Below are 20,998 nucleotides of genomic sequence, written 5' to 3' on the forward strand. Positions count from 1 at the left end.
GAAATCCCCGTCCTGACTGGAGCGATGGAAGCGCTATACAAATTAATCCAGCAAATTCCCGTCCGGTTTCAGATTTCCGGACATTATTTGTTCAATGACTTCTCGCGAAATCTATTTGGCGATACGCCCGTTACGGTCTTGAAAGCCTCATAAAATGCAGAGCGGGACTTGAAGCCACTTAACAATCCAATGGCTTCAATTGAAGTTCGCGATTCATCAGGATTCGACAGAAGCGCTTTGGCATGAGCGATCCGGCATCCTGCCAGCCATTCACGGAATGTTTGCCCCCGAGTCGCGTTTATATATCCGGATAGCTTGTGAGGCTCGATCGGCATCAACCCGGCGAGCTTTTCCAGGGTGACCCCCGGATCAAGAATGGCGCCCGTCAGAACCAGCTTGTCCTGTAGAGCTGCTTCCATGTTGAAATCAACTGGACGTTCTGCCGGCGTTTTTACAAGATCGCTCAACGTGCGTGAGCCAAGAAGAGTCGCTACCACAAAAGCCGTCAGTCCCAGCGTTCCGATGGACGGCACCAAATCGAAGAGTAGCTCGCTCGCCGGAACCAGGAACCTCGCAATCTGGCTCAAGTGTAACGCAGCCATGAGACCGAACAGATAAGGTAACAAGCGCATAACCCGATGGCGCTTCTGAGTGGTTTTTGAGTCTGATTTTGTTGTCCACCAAAAATAAGCGCCGACAGTCGTGGCGAGCATTTGCAGCGCGATCGCACCCGAAAAATTGGAGGCAGCACCGAGAATCTCGCCGAACAAAACTGCAGCGATTGTGAATGCAGGAACAGAAAGGTAGAGCCAGTTTCGGCCTCGCAGGCGACCAGTCGTCGTCATCACATAGTCCAAAAACAGGGCCGGCATAGCTGCAGACACGATCTCCAACAAGATGCCGATTAGGCGGGTATGAAAAATTATCGACCGGTCCAACAATACGAACAGCGCCAACAGGACTGATCCGGAAAATAGAAATCCGCCAAGCGACAATCTGGGCCGACGAAACTCGGGCTTGCCCGTCGTTATCAAGATAACCGATACGATCAAACCATTCAGGGCCGCGAAAGCATGTAGCAGAGAAAGAGCAAACGCTGGCTCCATCTAATCATCCCGGACGATCCGGGCCTTGCCGCGCCCTAGCGCCAAAGCCTTGATCGCGCCACGGAAAGTGCGGGCTTCCTGTTCGGTGAAGCGGCCGCGCACCAGAGCCGAGCGCAGATTATTGATCATGAGCGGCGTTTTCTCGGGCGGATGGAAGAAACCGGCCCGATCCAACTCGGTTTCGAAATGGACAAAAAGGCGGTCCATATCTTCTTTCGACGCGGGGTCGCGAATGGGCTCGAAGTCTCCGGAGACGTCATCTCCTGCCCGCCATTCATAGGCACAGCAAGCCACCGTCTGCGCCAGATTCAGCGACCAGAATTCCCGGTCCACCGGAAGGGTAATGATGGCGTCTGCATCGGCCACCACCTCATTGGGCAAGCCGGCCTTCTCGCCGCCGAAGATCACCCCTGCCCGCTCTCCTGCCCCATGTGCTGCGCGGATTTCCGCCATCGCCTGACGCGGCGTCAGGACGCGCTTTTCCATCCCGCGCGGGCGGGCGGTCGTCGCGTAAAGCCGCGTCAAACCGGCCATGGCGGGCGCTGTTGTGTATTCAACCTGCACAGATGCCAGAACGGGCGAGCCAACAGCAACATTCTCCGCTTTCGGATTGGGCCAGCCATCGCGCGGATCGATCAGTCGCAGATCACGCAAGCCAAAATTGGCCATAACCCGAGCCGCGGCTCCGATATTCTCGCCCATCTGGGGCTGGTGAAGGATGAAGGCGGGTGCAGGCAGCATCAGTCAGGCTCTTCCGATATTCGTTTCACAGTGATAACTAGCGGCCAACTTAACCGGAAGCCTCCGGATTCCTCAGACCTTCAGCAGCATTGGATAAAGACCGACATGGCAAAGATCAAAGTCGATACCCCGGTCGTCGAGCTCGATGGCGATGAAATGACCCGCATCATCTGGCAGATGATCAAGGATAAACTTATACTGCCGTATCTCGATATCGATTTGAAATATTATGATCTGTCGATCCAGAAGCGCGACGAGACCGATGACCAGATCACCGTCGATGCCGCTGAGGCGATCAAGCATTATGGCGTGGGCGTGAAATGCGCCACCATTACGCCGGATGAGCAGCGGGTCGAGGAATTTGATCTCAAGAAAATGTGGCGCTCGCCCAACGGCACCATCCGCAACATTCTGGGCGGTGTCGTCTTCCGCGAGCCGATCGTGATTTCCAACGTACCGCGCCTTGTTCCGGGCTGGACCCAGCCCATGGTCGTCGGCCGGCATGCCTTTGGTGACCAGTATCGCGCCACGGACTTCCTGGTACCGGGACCGGGCAAGCTGACCATGAAGTTCGAGCCGGAAGATGGCGGCGAGGTTCAGGAATACACGGTCTTTGACTTCCCGTCTGCCGGTGTGGCGATGGGCATGTATAATCTGGACGATTCAATCCGCGACTTTGCCCGCGCCAGCCTGAATTACGGCCTGAAACGCGGTTGGCCGGTTTATCTGTCAACCAAGAACACAATTCTGAAAGTCTATGACGGCCGTTTCAAGGACCTGTTCCAGGAAGTCTTCGATGCCGAATTCAAATCCGCCTTCGACGCCAAGGGCATCACCTATGAACACCGTCTGATCGACGACATGGTCGCGGCGGCCATGAAATGGTCCGGTGGTTTCGTCTGGGCCTGTAAGAACTATGATGGCGATGTGCAGTCCGATACGGTTGCGCAGGGCTTTGGCTCGCTTGGCTTGATGACGTCAGTCCTGATGAGCCCGGACGGCAAGACGGTCGAGGCCGAAGCGGCTCACGGTACCGTGACGCGCCACTATCGCCAGCATCAAAAGGGCGAGAAAACCTCGACCAACTCCATTGCCTCCATCTTCGCGTGGACGCGCGGCCTGGAGCATCGCGGCCGCATGGACGGCAATGAAGCGGTGATGGACTTCGCCCAGAAGCTGGAAGACACCGTCATCAAGACCGTGGAAGCCGGTTACATGACCAAGGATCTCGCCCTTCTTGTCGGTGATCAGCAAGGATGGCTGTCGACCGAAGGCTTCCTTGAGAAGGTTGGCGAACGTTTCGAAGCGGCCATGAAGGCCTAGGCTTCGCCCGATCGCTCCCGTTCGGGATCGCCATAAATCTCTTCACGGGCGCGGGCAATCCGCGCCCGTGCTGCATCCGGGGCTATGCCGAAGTCCTGCAAGGTCCGTCCGGCCAGCTGCAGCGCCGCTTCTGCGGCTTCATGAATGACGAAGTTCGCCCCCGCCGCGACCAGCGCATCGGCATGCTCGCGGTCCATGGCCCGCGCGGTAATCGGGGCAGTGGCCCTGCGCGTGCGTATTGCCTTCACAACCCGCTCAGCCTTGTCCGGTTCATCAACCGTCACAATGAACTGGGCCGCTGTCTCGACGCCCGCCTTGGCTAGCGTCTCGACACGCCCGGCATCTCCATAAAGAATTCTGATCCCGTCCCGACGGCATTGTGCGACCCGCTTGGGGTTACTGTCGATTGCGATGATGTCCGCATTTTCTTCCAGCAATAACTCGCCCAGCATCCGGCCGACCCGCCCATACCCGGCAATGATGACATGGCCTTCCGGCACTTCGTCCGGCGCATTTTCCCTGACGCCGAGATCAACCGGCATGAGACGTTTTCCAAAAGCACTGCCCGCGCGGGCCAGAAACGGCGCAACCAGCATGGAGAGGCCGGCGATGGCGGTTATCACGGCGGCCAGATCCGGTGCCACGACGCTGGCGGCAACTGCCGCGCCGAGAACCACAAAGGCAAATTCACCGGCCGGTCCGAGGAGAGCAGCCACCTCCACGGCGGAATTCCGGGCGCTGCCAAAGAGGCGCGCACCGCTATAGGCCAGGGCCGCTTTGCCAATGATCAGAACGGCCGCGCCCCCCAGAATGACCGGCCATTGCGCGATCAAAGCCACCGGGTCGACATTCATGCCGACCGTCATGAAGAACAAACCGATCAGCAAGCCTTTGAACGGCTCCAGATCGATCTCAATCTGGGCCTTGAACTCCGTTTCGCCGAGCAGAAGGCCCGCAAGAAAAGCGCCGAGCGCCAGTGAAAGACCCGCGGACGCCGTCGCCACCGAAGCGCCCAGCACGGTCAGCAGGGTCAGAGCCAGCATCATCTCGCGCCCCCCGGCAGACGCGGCCAGCTGAAAGGCGGGACGCACCACAAACCGGCCCACAAGCGCAATGAAGGCCACAGCAATGGCGCCGCCAATGACAGCTTCGCCAATCGCACCCAGAACGCCTTCGCCGCTTCCCAGCCCCAAGAATCCGACGAGAATGAGGATGGGCGCGACCATCAAATCCTGAAACAGCAGGACCGCGAACGCCGTCCGCCCGGTGGCGGTTGCCGCCTTTCGCTCCTCGATCAGGATTTGCATGACGATCGCGGTCGATGACAGGGCCAGCGCGAGAGCGATGATGACGGCTGATGGCGTTGGCACACCAAACGCCAGAAGGATACCGCCTATGGCTATGGCCGAAATCAGCACCTGAAAGGCGCCGAGGCCAAAAACCTGTTTCCTCAAAGCCCACAGACGCCCGAACGACAATTCAAGGCCCAGAAGGAAGAGCAGGAAGAGTATGCCGGCTTCCGCGAAAGGCTCAGCGGTATGCGGGTCTTCTATGGTGACAAATTGCAAAAGCGGCTGGGATTCCACCAGCCGGCCAAGGCCAAACGGGCCGAGTAGAACGCCCGCCAGCAGAAAAGCCAGAACGGCGCTTTGACGAAACGCCCTGAATAGAGGAGCGGCAACGCCCGCTGCGACCAGAAACACGGCCACATCTTTCAGCCAGGTCTCGTAATGCACGGGAAAGGTCCTTGTTTTGCCTGTGCGCAGTCTGTCAGGTCCAGCCGCTGAAGGCGAGATCAAACAATAGGGCGAAGGCAATAATTGCGGCGAACGCCGTGCCTGTCAGCCAGAGTATCCAGCGCAGTTTGCGCCAGAGGGATCGAAAGGATGAAAGCTGAATGAAGACGTCCGGGATATACGCTGTGGAGTAAAGGAAATTGGCAATGACGGCATAAACAAAAAGCAGAAAGCCGTATTGCAAAACGTCGCCGCGCAACAGGTAGAGCGTGAGCCCTGCCAGCAAGAGATTGTAAGCGAGACGGCCCCATTCCCAGAAACGGATCGCATCGGTAGCGATCTCGCGAAACCCGGGGCTGGAAGCCTGTTGCGTCACCCGGCTATGGCCGCTTTCAAGGCATCCACCGCCGCTTGTGCCTTCGACGCATCCGGACCGCCTGCCTGCGCAAAGTCAGGGCGGCCACCGCCACCTTTTCCACCAACCGCTTCCGCCGCGACCTTAACCAGATCAACCGCATTGAAGCGGTCTTTGAGGTCGTCCGTAACGCCGACGGCGAGCGCGACCTTGCCATCATTGACGCCCATGAAGGCGGCGATGCCGGAGCCCATCTGCTTTTTGGCGTCGTCGATCAGGCCCCGCAAATCCTTGCCGCCCACGCCTTCAACGACACGGCCGGTAAAATGGACATCGCCAATTTTCTCCGGTCCGGCGGGCGCGCCAGCGGCGCCCCCACCCATGGCGAGCTGCTTTTTGGCTTCCGCGAGTTGCCGCTCCAGCTGTTTACGTTCGTCCTGCAGGGATTGGATCCGCGCCGGCACGTCCTGAGTTGGTACTTTCAGCAAATCTGCCGAGGATTTGGCGAGTCCGGCCTGTTGCTCCAGGTATTGCCGTGCCGCCTCTCCGGTGAGGGCTTCGATCCGCCGGACGCCGGCAGAGACCGAGGTTTCGCCCACGATCTTGAACAGAGCGATATCACCAGTGCGGGCGACATGTGTGCCGCCACACAATTCGACCGAATAGGGTTTGGTGGCCTCATGCAGATCGTCCCCCATGGCGAGGACACGTACCTGATCGCCATATTTTTCGCCAAAGAGGGCGAGTGCGCCCGCTTCGATGGCCTCATCCGGTGACATCTCTTGCGTCGACACAGCGACATTCTGGTGAATAACGGCGTTTACATCAGCCTCAATCCGGGAAACCTCCGCAGACGTCACGGCACCATTATTCGAGAAGTCAAAGCGCAGCCGGTCCGGACCGACATAGGATCCCTTCTGGCTGACATGATTGCCGAGCACATCGCGCAAGGCCCGGTGCATGAGGTGAGTGGCCGAGTGATTGGCACGTGTCCGATTGCGCCGTGTCTCGTCCACAACAAGGCGCGCCTGATCGCCCGTTTTCACATCGCCGGATTCCAGAATGCCGGCATGAGCGAACACGTCACCGGCGCGCTTTTGAACATCATGCACGACAAATCTGGCACCGTTTTCAAATTCGATGGTACCGGCATCACCGATCTGGCCACCGGATTCGCCATAAAACGGTGTCCGGTCAAACACCAACTCACCGCTCTGGCCTTCCGAGAGTGCATCCGCAACATTCCCGCCCGCTACAATGGCGCGCAGCTTGCCGTCGCCCTCAACGCCATCATAGCCGAGGAATTCTGTGTTACCGGCGGTATCACGTACGCCGAACCAGACGGTATCTGGCGCCGCCTCTCCCGAGCTGAATCCGGAGGCGCGCGCCATTTCGCGCTGCTTGTCCATGGCGGTGTTGAAGCCTTCCTCGTCCACCGACATGCCCCGGGCCCGCAAGGCATCCTGAGTCAAATCCAGCGGGAAACCATAGGTGTCATAGAGCTTGAAGGCCGTTTCTCCGGCCAGCGCGTCGCCTTCCTTCATGCCGGTCGTGGCTTCGTCCAGCAAAGCCAGCCCACGGCCAAGCGTCCGTTGGAAGCGCTCTTCCTCTGCCTGAAGCGTCGATTCAATCGATGCCTGCGCGCGTCCAAGTTCCGGGAAAGCATCGCCCATCTGGTTGACGAGTTCGGGTACCAGTCGGTGCATCACCGGCTCGGTGGCGCCGAGCAAGTGCGCGTGACGCATAGCCCTCCGCATGATCCGGCGCAGCACATAGCCCCGACCCTCATTCGACGGGGTCACACCATCTGCCATGAGGAAAGAGGTGGACCGCAAGTGATCCGCAATCACGCGGTGACTGGCAAGCGCCTCGCCCTTCGCTTTTGACGAAAGAATGTCTTCGGAATTTGCAATCAGTGCCTTGAAGAGGTCGACATCATAATTGTTATGAACGCCCTGAAGCACGGCAGCGATACGCTCCAGCCCCATGCCGGTATCGATTGACGGCTTGGGCAGATTGATCCGCTCGCCGCCCTCTTGTTGCTCGAATTGCATGAAGACGAGATTCCAAATCTCGATAAAGCGATCCCCGTCTTCATCGGGAGAACCGGGAGGACCGCCCGCGATCTCTGGTCCGTGATCATAGAAGATTTCAGAACACGGCCCGCACGGGCCGGTATCGCCCATCATCCAGAAATTATCCGACGTCGCGATGCGAATGATCCTGTCGTCGGACAGGCCGGCAATCTTCTTCCAGAGATCCGCCGCTTCATTGTCCTCGGCATAAACCGTGACGAGCAGCTTTTCAGCCGGCAGTTCGAACTCCCTGGTGATCAAATTCCAAGCGTAGCTGATCGCCTGTTCTTTGAAATAGTCACCAAATGAAAAGTTACCCAGCATTTCAAAGAATGTGTGATGGCGTGCCGTATAGCCAACATTGTCCAGATCATTATGCTTGCCGCCTGCCCGCACACATTTCTGGGTCGTCGTTGCGCGCGGCGGATTGCGCTTTTCCTGTCCGGTAAAGACGTTCTTGAACTGAACCATCCCGGCATTGGTGAAGAGCAGAGTCGGGTCTTCTTTCGGGACCAGCGGGCTTGAGGCAACAATTTCGTGACCTGAATCCTTGAAGTAATTCAGAAAATCGCGGCGGATATCGCGCAGGCTGGTCATTATAATCGTCCCGAAATCTTGCTGTCTGGTCCCATATACGAACGGGTGCCCGGCATCGCCAAGCACCCGTTACTGTAAACCTGAAGATAGTGAGGGTTGGCGCGCTTATCTAGCCCGCATCGGCAATATCATCTTCAGCGGATGGTCCGACCAGCATTTCGTCCGCAATCAGCCCTGCATTGGCGCGAACCTTGGCCTCGATAGAGGCCGCAATATCCGGATTTTCCTGCAGGAATTTGCGTGCATTTTCGCGACCCTGGCCGATGCGTTCCGATTCATAGGAATACCAGGATCCCGATTTCTCGACGATATTGCCCTTCACGCCCAGATCGAGCACCTCACCCATCTGCGAAATGCCTTCGCCATAGAGAATGTCGAACTCGACCTCGCGGAAAGGCGGCGCCACCTTGTTTTTCACCACTTTCACGCGGGTCTGGTTTCCGATGACCTCATCCCGGTTCTTGATCTGACCGATACGGCGGATATCCAGACGGACCGAGGAATAGAACTTCAGCGCGTTGCCGCCGGTCGTGGTTTCGGGGCTGCCGAACATCACGCCGATCTTCATGCGGATCTGGTTGATGAAGATCACCAGGCATTTCGATTTGGAAATGGAGCCGGTCAGCTTGCGCAGCGCCTGGCTCATCAAACGGGCCTGGAGACCGGGCAGCGAGTCGCCCATATCGCCTTCAAGCTCCGCCCGCGGGGTCAAGGCCGCCACGGAGTCGATCACCAGCACATCGACGGCACCGGACCGCACCAGCGTGTCGGCAATTTCCAGCGCCTGCTCGCCACAGTCGGGCTGCGACACAAGAAGTTCACTGACATCCACGCCAAGCTTGCCGGCATAGACAGGATCGAGCGCGTGCTCGGCATCCACGAAAGCGGCAACGCCACCGCGTTTTTGCGCTTCAGCAACACAATGCAAGGCGAGCGTGGTCTTACCCGAAGATTCCGGCCCGTAGATTTCAATGATCCGGCCCTTTGGCAGGCCGCCAATTCCCAGCGCGATATCCAGACCGAGCGAACCGGTTGGAACCGATTCGATATCCATTTCCGGGCGTTCGCCCAGTTTCATGACGGAGCCCTTGCCAAACGCCCGGTCAATCTGACCCAGCGCGGCTTCCAGCGCCTTTTTCTTGTCGTCACTCTTCACGTCGCTCACCAGTCGAATCGCTGCCTTGGCCATAATGCTATCCCCTTATTTCACGTCCCCGGGCGGGGAGCAATTGAGGGTTATGTACCGCTTTTGTTCACAGAACGCAAGGAGAACATTTATTATGCTGAAATTGGATCAGGCCGCGTCCCGCACTTCACCGGACAGGACTTCCTTCACGCGCTCCGCCAGCTGCGTCAGCGTGAACGGCTTGGGCAGGAAGGAGATATCCTTGTCACGCGAGAGCGTGTCGGAGAATTGCTCCTCGGCATAGCCGGAGATGAATATCACGCGGGTATCCTTCAACAGGTCTGCGGCCTTGGCCAGCAAGCCCGGCCCGTCCAGCCCCGGCATGACTACATCCGAAACGAGCAGGTCAAACCCCTCTTCGTCTTCAGACAAAATCTCGAATGCCTCCTCGCCGTCGCACGCCTCGACAACATCATAGCCTCGCTTGGCCAGCGTCTTGGCTGCGATGGCACGGACCGCGTCTTCATCCTCGACCAGCAAAAGACGTCCGCGACCCGCAAGGTCGGCTGGCTTGGGGTCGCCTTTCGGCTTTTCGACCGGTGCTGGCGCTTCGTCCTCGCCGGCGACATAGGCTGGCAGGAAAATTCGGAAGGTCGAGCCCTTGCCCACCTCAGAATCAACGAACAGGAATCCACCTGACTGTTTGACGATGCCATAAACTGTGGCGAGACCCAGCCCGGTCCCCTGCCCCACCGCCTTGGTGGTGAAGAAGGGTTCAAAGATTTTCATCCGGGTGGCTTCATCCATGCCAGTGCCCTGATCGATGACCTCGATCTGGACCCAGTCACCGTCATCCACGTCCGGCGCACCGGCATCCGAAACGACTTTTGGCGTTACGGCAGACGTACGAATAGTCAGAGTGCCCCCACCGTTATCACGCATGGCATCGCGGGCATTTGCCGCAAGGTTCATGATCGCGGTTTCCAGCTGCCCCTTATCGGCGCGGATCGCCGGCACATCACGGCCATGGACAATGTCGAGCTTGACGGTCTCTTCCAGTATCTGGCGAAGCAATACGGTGAAATCCGACAGCACATCCGACACATCCAGCGCTTCCATGCGGAAGGTCTGCTTCCGGGAGAAGGCGAGAAGCTTCTTCACCAGTCCCGCAGCCCGCGCAACGGTCTGGTTGATCACCTGCAACTCACCATAGGACGGGTCACCGACCGGGTGACGGCCCAGCAATTCATCCACATTCAGGCGGATCGCCTGCAAGAGATTGTTGAAATCGTGGGCAACGCCGCCGGCCAACTGTCCTACAGCCTGCATCTTGTTGCCCTGGCTCAACTGCCGTTCCAGCTCTTTCCAGGCTGTGACGTCGATCATGTAGGCAGCGCGCTTTCCGCCCCTGGCAGGCGAAAACACCAGGTGGATATCCATCGGCGGATCAGTCTTCAGAACAGCCTCGGCGGGCTCTCCCTTTTTGGAGGCCTTTTCGAAAACATCCTCCGGCGCGCGCCCGGCTTCCCAGTCAAACAGATCCGCAAACGTCGCGCCGGATTTGGCCAGACCGCCGGTCATCTGGACGAGTTGAGGATTGATGTCCTCAATCACAGCTGTCGCCGGGTCCGAACCGGACAGGCGCGCGACTCCGAATGGAGCGGCTGCAAACATGTCATCAAATGTACGGCCCGCCTTGCCGCCCGTGGCGCCCGCAATAGCCTGTGCCACGCCTGATGGCGTCCCGGTGGCCGTGAGCCCATATATGACTCCGCGCGCCGTCGGCTTTTTCTCGCTGTCCCAGGACAGGGTAATAACCGCATCGGTCTCAATGCCGTCGCGCCCCTTCAAACGGGTCTCAAAGCGGCAAACATCTTCGTCGCCTTGGGATTTTTCCAGCGCACGAACAGTATCGGCGTCGAAAATTACCGCGAGCTCCGGCAAAGCTTCGTCCGCGTTCAGACCCAGCCAGTCGCGGAAGGTCGCGTTGGCCGCGAAGAGCTTCCCGTCTCCAGAAAGAGCAAACAGTCCCACCGGGGATTTATGTGTCCAGTCCGCCGTCGGAACCGACCCGGCCGCACTGGTTTCCTCAAAGACCGGCATCAGCCGCCAGCTGATGTGATCCTTACCCGATGGCCGCGCTTCGAGGCAGAAATTTCGAGTCTCACCTTCCTCGCCCGGCAATTCGGGCAAACGCTCGCGCGCCACCTCGCCCTGACGTGCGGCCCGTGCCAGACGATAAATGGCGCCATCGCCGCTGGCCGCCCAGATGCGCTCAAGGGCGGGCAAGGTTGACGCCTGTCCCGTTGATGCGAACCGCCCGGCCAATTCGCGATACGCCGAATTGCCCCAGCGCACAGCGCCGCGCCGGTCGGTCACCAGCATCGGATCTTCGAGCGTCTCCAGCGTCTCCAGCGCCAGGCTGGCCGGGCCTGGCTCTGCATGGCTGTCTGCCTTTTCCTTCATCGATCGTCCCGCGGCTTCTCCTGCGGCCAGCGCGTAGAGCATGCCGAATGCGGCGATGGCGACACCGCACAACAGAATGAAGCCGTTCCAAACCATGGCCGAAGCCGCAAACAGCGCGACGGCAAAAACGCTGAGCAATCCAAGGCCGACGACCCATTGCAGGCCGCGTTTCAATCCTTTCGACAATAACGGAGATTTCATGGTTTCAACGGGTTCGGTGAGATCAGCCATGGCTCTGTCCTTATGCGAATCAATATCCGCTACTCGAAGTCTAACCCGGTTGGGCCTTTTGTGCGCGCTTGCCGGTGAGCGTCAGTACGTAGCCGATCACCTTGGCGACCGCCTGGAAGTGTTCGGCCGGGATGGTTTCGTCGATATCCACACTGGCGAAGAGTGCGCGGGCCAGAGGCGGATCCTCGACGATCGGCACATCATTTTCCTCGGCCAGATCACGGATATTCAGCGCGACCTGATCCACGCCCTTTGCCACACAGATTGGCGCGGCTGTTTCGCCCTGTTCGTATTTGAGCGCCACGGCATAGTGGGTCGGGTTCATGATGACGACAGTGGCGTCCGGAACCGCCGCCATCATCCGCCTCTGGGCGCGCTCCTGCCGGATCTGGCGCAATTTGGCGCGGACCATCGGATCGCCCTCGGACTGTTTGTGTTCGTCCTTGATGTCCCGGCGCGACATGCGATTGCGCTTCATGAAACTCTGCCGCTGATAGATGAAATCGGCAGCAGCGATGAACGCATAGGCGACAAGCGCAGCGACCAGCACCAGAAGAATATCCTCCCGTATAATGCTGAGCAGTGCAGAAACATCGACTTGCGGCATGGTGGCGAGGTCGCCGCGTTTGGGCCAGATGACTACGAAGACAGCGGCCGAGACGATCGCCATTTTGCCCACGCCTTTAAGGAAGTTTGCCAGCCCCTCGGCTCCGAACATCCGTTTGAAACCCTCCAGAGGATTCAGCTTGGATAGTTTCGGCTGCATCTTCTCGGTCGTGAACATCAGCCCCGTCTGAAGCAGGTGGCCCGCCAGCCCCGCCGCGCCAATCACGGCAAACGCCAAACCGGTCGCAGCGATCACCCGCCAGCCCAGCGCCATGCTTTCGGCCCGCAACGCGGCTGGCTCCAGGCTCATTGAATGCGCATTCGACAGGAACAGGCTGAGATCTGAGGATAGCGCTCGCGCCGCACTCGGGGCCATCAAGCCAATGACCACAAGGCCGGACGCCAGAACAAACCAGCCGGGAATTTCCTGGGATTTGGGAACATCGCCTTTCTTGCGCGCTTCATCCAGCCGCCGCTGTGTCGGTTCTTCGGTTTTTTCGCTTTCGTCCTGACCTTCAGCCATGGATCATTGAAACTCCACAGCGAAGCTTTCCATCCGACCCAGCCAGAGTGTGGCCATGGATCCCAGCGCAATGGCGGTGATGAAAAGGCCGGCCAGAATATTGACCGGCATGGCGATAAAGAAAATCTGTGCCTGCGGCATGAGGCGCGAGAGAACGCCCAGGCCGAAATAGAAAACGAGACCAAAGACAATCAGAGGCGATGCGATCTGCACGCCAATCGTGAAGGCATCAATAAAGGCATTCAGCGCCCATTGGGCTGCATCCGCAATCATCGGCGGCTCGCCAACTGGAAACAGCATATAGCTGCCCTGCGCGGCTTGCAGCAGCAGGTGGTGAACATTTGTGGCGAACAGCAGGAGCATGAAAGTCAGGTTCAGAAATGTCGCCATCAAGGCGCCCTGCTGACCCTGCCCCGGATCAAAAACCTGCGCCATGGCGAGCCCGCTCTGCTGACCGATGACCTGCCCCGCAACGGCTGCCGACGCCAGAAACAACCGCGCCACAGCACCGATCATCAACCCGATCAGCACCTCATTGATGATGAGACCGGCGATCTGCATCGGACGTTCCGGCTCTGCCGGAATCTGGCTTGCCAGCATCGGGCCGAGTGCCAGTGCGAACAGCAACGCAAAGGCCAGCCGGATTCGGGGCGGAATGCTGCCTTCACCAAATCCCGGTAGCAGCATCAAAATCGCGCCGAGCCGCGCAAAAATCAGCGCTCCGGCAAAAACCAGCAATGACGGATCGCCAATCATGCCGCGACAATCCGGTCAAAAATCCCGTTCATGAAGGCCGACATCAGCGCCCCCATCATCGGCAGGAAGATGAGCAGGGCAACAAAGATGGCAATGATTTTCGGCACGAAAACCAGTGTCATTTCCTGCACTTGTGTCAGGGCCTGGAACAGGGCGATGACAACGCCGACAGCCAGGCCGATCAGCATGATCGGTGCGGCCATCGCCAGCATCAACCAGATCGAGTCGCGGGCAATATCGAGAACTTCTGAACCCGTCACGCGGCTTCTCCGCAATACAGTGTGTAGCGCAATCGTGTATTTACGCTCTCGTCGTTCGCGTTAAGAAAGAGTCAACAAAGGTAAACGTTTTCATTTTCGGGGAGTTTCATGATGCGTCGTTTTCTCATTGGTGTAAGTGCGATGGCGCTATTGGCTGGCTGTTCGCAGGATGCAGAAACAGACACGATGCAAACCGCCGAGGTCGTGGCCCCGGCAGACGACATACAAGAGGCCGAGACGCAATCTGAAACCGAACGCCTGATGGCGGCGTTTGACGAACAATTCCAGAGAGAGCTGGCGCTCAGTCCGGAAACACAAACCTATTTTGGCATTGTGGACGACAATGCCGCCTATGGCCGTTGGGACGACCCGTCATCGGAGGCGTTTGAAGCTGCACAGGCCCGGACTGTGGCCGATCTGCAGAATCTTCACACCAATTTTGATTTTGACGCTTTGACGCCGCAGGCTCAGGTGTCTTACCGCTTTGCCGAATTCGTCCTGGAAAACCGGCTGCAGCAGGGTGAGTTCCGGGATCACAATTATATCTTCACGCAATTCTTCGGGCCGCACAGTGACATGCCGGCCATGATGATCGGTTATCACCGTATCCGGAATGCCGATCAGGCCGATGCCTATGTCCGCCGTCTGGAAGGTCTGGGACCGCAACTGGATGCCCTGGTTGCACAGGCCGACGAACGCGCGCGCGCCGGCGTTCTGCCGCCCGCCTTTGCCTACCCCACGATCATCAACACGGCGCGGGGCATTGTGACCGGTGCCCCGTTTGACGACAGCGGCGAAGACTCCCCGCTATGGGCCGACTTCAACGAGAAGCTCGCCGGAATCGAGATTTCCGAAGAGGACGCCGATGCACTGCGCGAGGCCGCGCGGACGGCGTTGCTGGAATCAGTAGGGCCTGCGTATGAGCGCCTGATCTCGACCATGGAAACCCACGCTGAAGTCGCGGAAGGCCTCGAGATTGACGGTGTGTCCCGTCTGCCGCGCGGCGCTGAATACTACCAGGCGCAGGTCGCCAATTATACGACCCGCGACGATATGACGGCTGAAATGGTTCACAACACCGGACTCGCCGAAGTTGAACGTATCCACGGCGAAATGCGCGACATCATGGAGCAGGTGGGCTTCGAAGGTTCGCTGCAGGACTTCTTCGCCTATCTGCGGGAAGACCCTCAATTCTACTATCCCGATACGGAAGAAGGGCGGCAGCGTTACCTTGATGAAGCGACCGCCATACTCGACACAATGAGGGATCGCCTGCCGGAATACTTCGGACGCTTGCCACAGGCCGAAATGGAGGTCCGCGCCGTTGAACAGTATCGCATCGAAACCGCGACGGGTGCCTTCTATGAACCCGGCCCGCTGGATGGTTCTGCGCCCGGCGCCTACTATGTCAATCTGGCGCAGATGAGCGAATTGCCGGTCTATCAGATGGAAACGCTCGCCTATCATGAAGGCTTGCCGGGTCACCACATGCAATCGGCCATTGCCCAGGAGCTCGACGACGTGCCGATGTTCCAGCGCGTGACATGGTATTCGGCCTATGGCGAAGGCTGGGCGCTCTATGCAGAAAATCTCGGCAAGGATATGGGCTTCTTCACGGACCCGTATCAGGATTTTGGCCGTCTCGGCTACGAAGTTTTCCGGGCCGCGCGCATGGTCGTGGATACCGGCATCCACTATTATGACTGGAGCGAGCAGGAAGCCATGGACTACATGCTCGCCAACACTCCGATGACGGAAGGCGACATCCGCAACGAAGTCCGCCGCTATATCGTCTGGCCGGGACAGGCCATGTCCTACAAGGTTGGCATGTTGACCATTCTCGAGCTGCGTCAACGCGCCATGGATGCGCTGGGCGACGATTTTGACTACGGCGAATTCCATGATGTGGTGCTGGGCAATGGATCGGTACCGCTGACCTTGCTCAGTGAGCTGGTGGACTCATATATCGCAGAGACGCTGGCTGAATAATTGGTCCCGGGGAGGGCTCGACATGACACTTCGCATTTTATTGGCCAGCGCTTCCAGCCTGGCCTTGCTCGCCGCCTGTAGCCCGGCCGCTGACGAGGTGGACTCCACGTCAGCGCCTGCAATGGAAAGCGCACAAACCGTTGCACCAGAGTCGGACGGGGAAACCGAGGCACAAACCGAATCCGAGCGCCTCTACGCCTGGTTCGACATACTGTTTGAAGCCGATCTTCAATACTCGCCGACAACACTGACGGCGCTGGGGCGGATTGATGATCTTGATGCCTATGGCCGCTGGGATCCGGTGACGGAAGAAGCGGCTATGGCGGCCAATGAGCGGCGGATCGAGCGGCTGGACTACCTGCGCTCCAATTTCGACATTGATGCGCTGAATGTCGACGCAAGGGTCTCATACCTTGTCTTTGAATACCTGGCGGAAACCGGTATCCGGCAGTTTTCCTTCCGCGATCAAAGCTACATCTTCACCCAGATGTTTGGTCCCCACACCGGGTTTCCAACCCTGCTCATCAGTCGGCACCGGGTAGAGAGCGTTGGTCATGCCGAGGCCTATATTTCGCGGCTGGAAGGGATCGCGCCAGCGCTGGAAAGCCTGATCGCTCAGGCAGATGAACGCGCCGAAAATGGTGTTATTCCGCCGCGCTTTGCGTTCGACTACCTGATTGGCAATACGCAGAACATTATTACCGGTGCACCTTTTGATGACACGGAAACGCCGTCCCCTCTACTGGCTGATTTCACAGCCAAGGTGAACGCGCTCGATATACCGGATGATCAGAAGGCGGCTCTGATAGATCGGGCAGCCGAGGTAATGGCCAACGAGGTCGGCCCGGCCTATCGCGACCTGATAGCGATGTTCGAACGTCATGCTGAAATGACGGATGACCGCGATGGCGCCTGGAAGCTGCCGCGCGGCGAGGAATACTATCAGTCCCAGCTTGCGAGCTTCACCACCATCCCTGACCTGTCCGCGCAGGAAATCCACGATACCGGCCTGGCCGAGATCGCGCGCATTCACGACGAGATGCGCGAGGTAATGGCGGAAGTCGGTTATGAGGGAACACTTCAGGAATTCTTCGAATTCATGCGAAGCGATCCCCAGTTCTACTATCCGGACACGGATGAAGGCCGGCAACGATATATCGATGAGGTCAATGCCTTCTTTGACCGCGTTCGCGAGGCCGTTCCCGATTATTTCAACACCATACCAGACGGCGAGATGGTGGTCCGGGAAGTCGAGCCGTTCCGCGCTGCCGGTTCGCCGACCGCCTTCTACAATACCGGCTCACCCGACGGAGCGCGTCCGGGGGTCTATTACGCCAATACGTCCAACATGCGGAATCTGGCGGTCTATCAGATGGAAACGCTGGCGATGCATGAAGGCATCCCGGGGCACCACTTCCAGCTGACGCTGGCTCTCGAGCGCGAAAACACGCCGATGTTCCAGCGCCTGCTCTATCTTTCGGCCTTTGGCGAAGGCTGGGCGCTCTACGCCGAGAGCCTCGGCAATGAGATGGAATTGTTTTCTGATCCGTATCAGCAATTCGGCCAGCTCGCCTACGAGCTCTGGCGCGCTGGGCGACTGGTTGTCGATACCGGCATTCATTCCTTGCAATGGAGCCGGCAGGACGCGATCGATTTCCTTCTGGAGAATACTTCTTTCACAGAAGAAGAAGTGACCCGCGAGGTCGAGCGCTACATCGTCTGGCCCGGGCAGGCCACGTCGTACAAGATTGGCCAGATCCGGATCCGGCAATTACGCGATTATGCGCAGGCCGAACTCGGCGATGCCTTTGATTATGGCGAATTCCATGACGTCGTGCTGACCAACGGATCCATCCCGCTGGCCGTCCTGACCGAGCTGGTGAATGATTATGTCGCGGAACGACGCGATGAAACCGAACAGGAGTAAACTCCGATGACGAAATTTCCGACCTTTCTAACGTCTGTATCGCTCGCCGCATTGCTGGCAGCCTGCAGCCCGTCCGGCGAAACACCGGAACCGGCCACACCGGCGAATGACGTCTCCAGCACCACCGCAGCAAACGATAATGACGGCGATGACGGGAATGACACGTCAGTTGAAGCGACTGAAACCGAGCGGCTGAATGCCTGGTTTGATGAGGTCTATGAAGCCGGCGTAGCCCGTTCGCCCGTCACACAGACCTTTCTCGGCCGGAAAACCGATTACGATCAGTGGAATGATGTGTCGCCGGAATTTGCCGAAGAAAGCATCGCCATCACCGAGGCCAATCTCGCGCGGATGCGGTCGGAATTTGTTTATGATGCGCTTGATGAAAGCGCTCAGATCTCCTGGCGCATGTTCGAGCGCAATGCCGAACGGGCGATTGAAAGCCGGCGCTGGCAGGACCATGGCTATATCTTCACTCCCCGTGCCGGACCACACAGCTTCGTGCCGTCCTTCCTGATTGGGCAGCACCGGGTGGCGGATGTCTCTGATGCAGAGGCTTATATTGCCCGGCTGAACAGTGTGGATGGTTATCTCGACCAGTCGATGGAAAATGCCCGGCGGGCCTTTGACATGGGCGTCCGCACCGCGCGCTGGACCTACCCTCCGATGATTGCGACTGCGCAAAACGTCATTAGCGGCCACCCGTTTGATGACAGCGGCGTGGATTCACCCATCATGGCGGATTTCAGGAACAAGATCACCGATCTGGATCTGGCCGAAGACGAACATGAGCGTCTGATCGCCGAAGCCGAAGCGGCCATGGTGGGCGTCCTCCAACCTGCCTATGAGCGGATGATCGCCATGTTTGGCGAGATGGAGGCTCAGGCTGACGACGATGATGGCGTCTGGACCATGCCCGATGGCGGCGAGTATTACGCCTATCTTTTGCGCGGCTACACCACGACGGACATGACCCCGGAAGAGATTCACAATCTCGGTCTGGCGGAAGTCGAGCGCATCCATGGCGAGATGCGCGAGATCATGGCCCAGGTCGGCTTCGAAGGATCCCTCCAGGATTTCTTTGAATTCATGCGCACGGATGAGCAGTTCTATTATCCCAATACAGATGAAGGCCGTGCCGCCTATCTGGCTGATGCGACGACCATCATCGACAATATGCGCGACGCGCTACCCGCCTATTTCGACACCTTCCCGGAAGCTGATATGGAGGTTGTTCGCGTTGAGCCCTTCCGCGAGGCATCCGCCGGAAAGGCCTTCTACAACCGGCCATCCGAAGACGGCTCCCGCCCGGGCCGGTATTACGCCAACCTTCGGGACATGGCGGATATGCCAACCTATCAGATGGAAGCCCTCGCCTATCATGAAGGCATTCCGGGTCACCATATGCAGCTGGCCATCATGCAGGAACTGGAAGGCGTGCCGGCCTTCCGTCGTTTCGGCGGCGTGAATGCCTATACCGAGGGCTGGGGGCTTTACACTGAATACCTTCCGCTCGAGATGGGCTTCTACGACGATCCCTATTCCAACTTCGGGCGGCTGGCGATGGAGCTCTGGCGGGCCTGCCGGCTGGTGGTCGACCCCGGCATTCACCATTATCGCTGGACCCGGCAGGAAGCGGTCGACTATCTCGCCGAGAACACGCCCAATCCTCAGGGCGATATCGTCAATGCCATTGATCGCTACATCATGATCCCGGGTCAGGCGACCTCCTACAAGATCGGTATGAATGAAATTCTCCGACTTCGCAGCGAGGCACAGGCGGCACTCGGGGATAACTTCACCATGGGCGGTTTCCATGATGTTGTGCTGACACAAGGTGCTGTCCCGCTGAACATTCTGGAAGAACGCGTGAATGCGTGGATCGAAGAGGTCCAGGCAGGCGAGTAATCGCTCGACCTGAATCATTCACCGGCCAAATCAAAAGGGCCCGCGGATGCTGTCCGCGGGCCCTTTCTTTTGATCCGTCAGGAGTTCTAGATCGGCATTTTCAGAATGTCGTTATAGGCGCGGATCACCTGATCGCGGACCGCCATAACGGTTTCCAACTGAACCTCTGCTGCCGCAACAGCCGTAACAACGTCCACCAGTTCAACCTGACCGGTCGCGGCGCTGGCCGTCAATTGTTCGGCCTGGACAAGTGAGGCATTGGTCGCTTCCAGCGCGCCTTGCACCATTTCCGTGAATTTCAGACCACCGGCATCGGCCGCTTCCGGCCCGGCGGCGGCACTTCCGGCAGCACCGGCCGCTTGCTGATACGCATTAAGGGCGGCTGTTATATCCATTGCCATCGTCTATTGTCCTATCGGCGCAGAAGGTCCAGCGCGCGCTCCATCATGCGCTTGCTGGATTCCACCATGTTGAGATTGGCTTCGTAAGAGCGTTGGGCCTCGCGCATATCCATCAGCTCGACCAATGTCTGGACATTGGGATAGCGCACATAACCGTCTTCATTTGCCGCAGGATGTCCGGGCTCATATTCCAGTCGGAATTCCGACATGTCGGGCGTCGCCCGGCTCATTCGCACGGTTTCCAGTCCTGTTGCCCGATCCAGCTCGGCCTCGAAGACCGGCATCTGCCGGCGGTAGGGATCGCCCCCCGGCGTCTCAGCCGTCGAGTTCGCATTGGCTATATTCTCGGCAATGATCCGCATGCGCGCCGATTGAGCGCGAAGCCCTGCGGCGGCAACAGATAATGCATCGGCAGCGTCGGTCATCTATCGATCTCCTAGCCACCAACCGGACGCGCGGCCATGCGCATCAGGCCAAGGCTTTTCTGATACAGCGTCAGCGCGGTTTCGTATTGCATGCGGTTTTCCTGCGCTCGCACCATCTGCTCTTCCAGAATGACGGAGTTTCCGTTCACTGTGGTCTGGCTGTCAGGGCGGTCCTGCGCGGTATAGGTGCGATTTCCGGCGGACACGCTGGCGGAATTGCGCAGCTGTTGCTGCAGCGTTCGATGGAAATCGGCTTCAGACAAATCCTGCGGCGTGTAGCCGGGCGTATTGGCGTTCGCGATGTTCTGCGTCAGCAAATCATGCCGCTGACTGTGAAAAGCCATCGACTCACGCAAGATTGCCAGTGTTGGCGCGTTATCCAGACTCATATCACTACTCCGGTCTGTTGAGTGTGAAGCTGGAGTGTGTCGCTTAACGCCGCGTTAA

General features: G+C 58.5%; 17 protein-coding genes. 4 read left to right on the forward strand and 13 right to left on the reverse strand.

What is annotated here, in order from left to right; all coding sequences use genetic code 11:
* Positions 1-83: 83 nt before the first annotated feature.
* Both P0D52_RS08575 and P0D52_RS08580 read right to left on the reverse strand, forming a co-directional pair.
* Positions 84-1,106: a helix-turn-helix domain-containing protein gene (locus P0D52_RS08575; RefSeq protein ID WP_394692246.1), complete on the reverse strand. Its 1,023-nt coding sequence runs from the start codon at positions 1,104-1,106 to the stop codon at positions 84-86.
* The gene (locus P0D52_RS08580; protein WP_394692247.1) at positions 1,107-1,847 is read right to left on the reverse strand and encodes an RNA methyltransferase; all 741 of its coding nucleotides are present in this window, start codon (positions 1,845-1,847) and stop codon (positions 1,107-1,109) included.
* 105 nt (positions 1,848-1,952) lie between these two features.
* Between P0D52_RS08580 and P0D52_RS08585 the strand changes: the two genes are divergently transcribed.
* Positions 1,953-3,170, forward strand: a complete 1,218-nt coding sequence (locus P0D52_RS08585; protein WP_394692248.1) for an NADP-dependent isocitrate dehydrogenase — start codon at positions 1,953-1,955, stop codon at positions 3,168-3,170.
* Here P0D52_RS08585 and P0D52_RS08590 read toward each other — a convergent pair.
* The 8 genes from P0D52_RS08590 to fliQ form a co-directional block, all read right to left on the reverse strand.
* A complete protein-coding gene (locus P0D52_RS08590) occupies positions 3,167-4,906 on the reverse strand; it encodes a cation:proton antiporter (RefSeq protein WP_394692249.1) in 1,740 nt (579 codons plus the stop codon). The two genes, P0D52_RS08585 and P0D52_RS08590, sit on opposite strands and share 4 nt — an antisense overlap.
* A 34-nt stretch (positions 4,907-4,940) precedes the next feature.
* A complete protein-coding gene (locus P0D52_RS08595; protein WP_394692250.1) occupies positions 4,941-5,282 on the reverse strand; it encodes a hypothetical protein in 342 nt (113 codons plus the stop codon).
* Positions 5,279-7,933, reverse strand: coding sequence for an alanine--tRNA ligase (alaS, locus tag P0D52_RS08600; protein ID WP_394692251.1), 2,655 nt, complete (start codon positions 7,931-7,933; stop codon positions 5,279-5,281). The genes P0D52_RS08595 and alaS overlap by 4 nt, the downstream gene beginning before the upstream one ends.
* 109 nt (positions 7,934-8,042) lie before the next feature.
* A complete protein-coding gene (gene recA / locus P0D52_RS08605) occupies positions 8,043-9,122 on the reverse strand; it encodes a recombinase RecA (protein ID WP_394692252.1) in 1,080 nt (359 codons plus the stop codon).
* A gap of 105 nt (positions 9,123-9,227) precedes the next feature.
* Positions 9,228-11,756, reverse strand: a complete 2,529-nt coding sequence (locus P0D52_RS08610) for an ATP-binding protein (protein WP_394692253.1) — start codon at positions 11,754-11,756, stop codon at positions 9,228-9,230.
* A gap of 40 nt (positions 11,757-11,796) precedes the next feature.
* Positions 11,797-12,885 (reverse strand): flagellar biosynthesis protein FlhB, encoded by a 1,089-nt coding sequence (gene flhB, locus P0D52_RS08615; RefSeq protein WP_394692254.1) that lies wholly within the window; start codon positions 12,883-12,885, stop codon positions 11,797-11,799.
* A gap of 3 nt (positions 12,886-12,888) precedes the next feature.
* The gene (gene fliR, locus P0D52_RS08620; RefSeq protein WP_394692255.1) at positions 12,889-13,641 is read right to left on the reverse strand and encodes a flagellar biosynthetic protein FliR; all 753 of its coding nucleotides are present in this window, start codon (positions 13,639-13,641) and stop codon (positions 12,889-12,891) included.
* Positions 13,638-13,901 (reverse strand): flagellar biosynthesis protein FliQ, encoded by a 264-nt coding sequence (gene fliQ, locus P0D52_RS08625; protein ID WP_109259942.1) that lies wholly within the window; start codon positions 13,899-13,901, stop codon positions 13,638-13,640. The genes fliR and fliQ overlap by 4 nt, the downstream gene beginning before the upstream one ends.
* A 108-nt stretch (positions 13,902-14,009) precedes the next feature.
* Between fliQ and P0D52_RS08630 the strand changes: the two genes are divergently transcribed.
* From P0D52_RS08630 to P0D52_RS08640, 3 genes are read left to right on the forward strand one after another with little or no spacing between them, the layout of a single operon-like run.
* Positions 14,010-15,890 carry a DUF885 domain-containing protein gene (locus P0D52_RS08630; RefSeq protein ID WP_394692256.1) on the forward strand — a complete coding sequence of 627 codons (1,881 nt, stop codon included), beginning with the start codon at positions 14,010-14,012 and terminating at the stop codon, positions 15,888-15,890.
* Positions 15,891-15,912: 22 nt separating this feature from the next.
* Positions 15,913-17,817, forward strand: a complete 1,905-nt coding sequence (locus tag P0D52_RS08635; protein WP_394692257.1) for a DUF885 domain-containing protein — start codon at positions 15,913-15,915, stop codon at positions 17,815-17,817.
* Between the two features lie 6 nt (positions 17,818-17,823).
* Positions 17,824-19,725 carry a DUF885 domain-containing protein gene (locus P0D52_RS08640; RefSeq protein WP_394692258.1) on the forward strand — a complete coding sequence of 634 codons (1,902 nt, stop codon included), beginning with the start codon at positions 17,824-17,826 and terminating at the stop codon, positions 19,723-19,725.
* A gap of 86 nt (positions 19,726-19,811) precedes the next feature.
* On the opposite strand, the gene fliE is transcribed toward P0D52_RS08640, so the two are convergent.
* The 3 genes from fliE to P0D52_RS08655 are packed head-to-tail and all read right to left on the reverse strand — an operon-like array spanning position 19,812 to position 20,940.
* Positions 19,812-20,126 (reverse strand): flagellar hook-basal body complex protein FliE, encoded by a 315-nt coding sequence (gene fliE, locus P0D52_RS08645; protein WP_394692259.1) that lies wholly within the window; start codon positions 20,124-20,126, stop codon positions 19,812-19,814.
* Between the two features lie 11 nt (positions 20,127-20,137).
* On the reverse strand, positions 20,138-20,551 hold the full coding sequence (gene flgC / locus P0D52_RS08650; protein WP_394692260.1) for a flagellar basal body rod protein FlgC: 414 nt from the start codon (positions 20,549-20,551) through the stop codon (positions 20,138-20,140).
* Between the two features lie 11 nt (positions 20,552-20,562).
* Positions 20,563-20,940, reverse strand: a complete 378-nt coding sequence (locus P0D52_RS08655) for a flagellar basal body protein (protein ID WP_394692261.1) — start codon at positions 20,938-20,940, stop codon at positions 20,563-20,565.
* Positions 20,941-20,998: the final 58 nt, after the last annotated feature.

Origin of the sequence: Hyphobacterium sp. (genome assembly GCF_043584775.1) — a bacterium.
Lineage (GTDB): Bacteria > Pseudomonadota > Alphaproteobacteria > Caulobacterales > Maricaulaceae > Hyphobacterium.

Coding starts and splice junctions, on each gene's coding strand:
- flgC (WP_394692260.1), bottom strand. CDS start 20,551: ATGACCGACGCTGCCGATGCATTATCTGTTGCCGCCGCAGGGCTTCGC.
- alaS (WP_394692251.1), bottom strand. CDS start 7,933: ATGACCAGCCTGCGCGATATCCGCCGCGATTTTCTGAATTACTTCAAG.
- P0D52_RS08640 (WP_394692258.1), top strand. CDS start 17,824: ATGACGAAATTTCCGACCTTTCTAACGTCTGTATCGCTCGCCGCATTG.
- P0D52_RS08610 (WP_394692253.1), bottom strand. CDS start 11,756: ATGGCTGATCTCACCGAACCCGTTGAAACCATGAAATCTCCGTTATTG.
- P0D52_RS08630 (WP_394692256.1), top strand. CDS start 14,010: ATGATGCGTCGTTTTCTCATTGGTGTAAGTGCGATGGCGCTATTGGCT.
- fliE (WP_394692259.1), bottom strand. CDS start 20,126: ATGGCAATGGATATAACAGCCGCCCTTAATGCGTATCAGCAAGCGGCC.
- recA (WP_394692252.1), bottom strand. CDS start 9,122: ATGGCCAAGGCAGCGATTCGACTGGTGAGCGACGTGAAGAGTGACGAC.
- P0D52_RS08585 (WP_394692248.1), top strand. CDS start 1,953: ATGGCAAAGATCAAAGTCGATACCCCGGTCGTCGAGCTCGATGGCGAT.
- P0D52_RS08655 (WP_394692261.1), bottom strand. CDS start 20,940: ATGAGTCTGGATAACGCGCCAACACTGGCAATCTTGCGTGAGTCGATG.
- P0D52_RS08635 (WP_394692257.1), top strand. CDS start 15,913: ATGACACTTCGCATTTTATTGGCCAGCGCTTCCAGCCTGGCCTTGCTC.
- fliR (WP_394692255.1), bottom strand. CDS start 13,641: ATGATTGGCGATCCGTCATTGCTGGTTTTTGCCGGAGCGCTGATTTTT.
- flhB (WP_394692254.1), bottom strand. CDS start 12,885: ATGGCTGAAGGTCAGGACGAAAGCGAAAAAACCGAAGAACCGACACAG.
- P0D52_RS08575 (WP_394692246.1), bottom strand. CDS start 1,106: ATGGAGCCAGCGTTTGCTCTTTCTCTGCTACATGCTTTCGCGGCCCTG.
- P0D52_RS08580 (WP_394692247.1), bottom strand. CDS start 1,847: ATGCTGCCTGCACCCGCCTTCATCCTTCACCAGCCCCAGATGGGCGAG.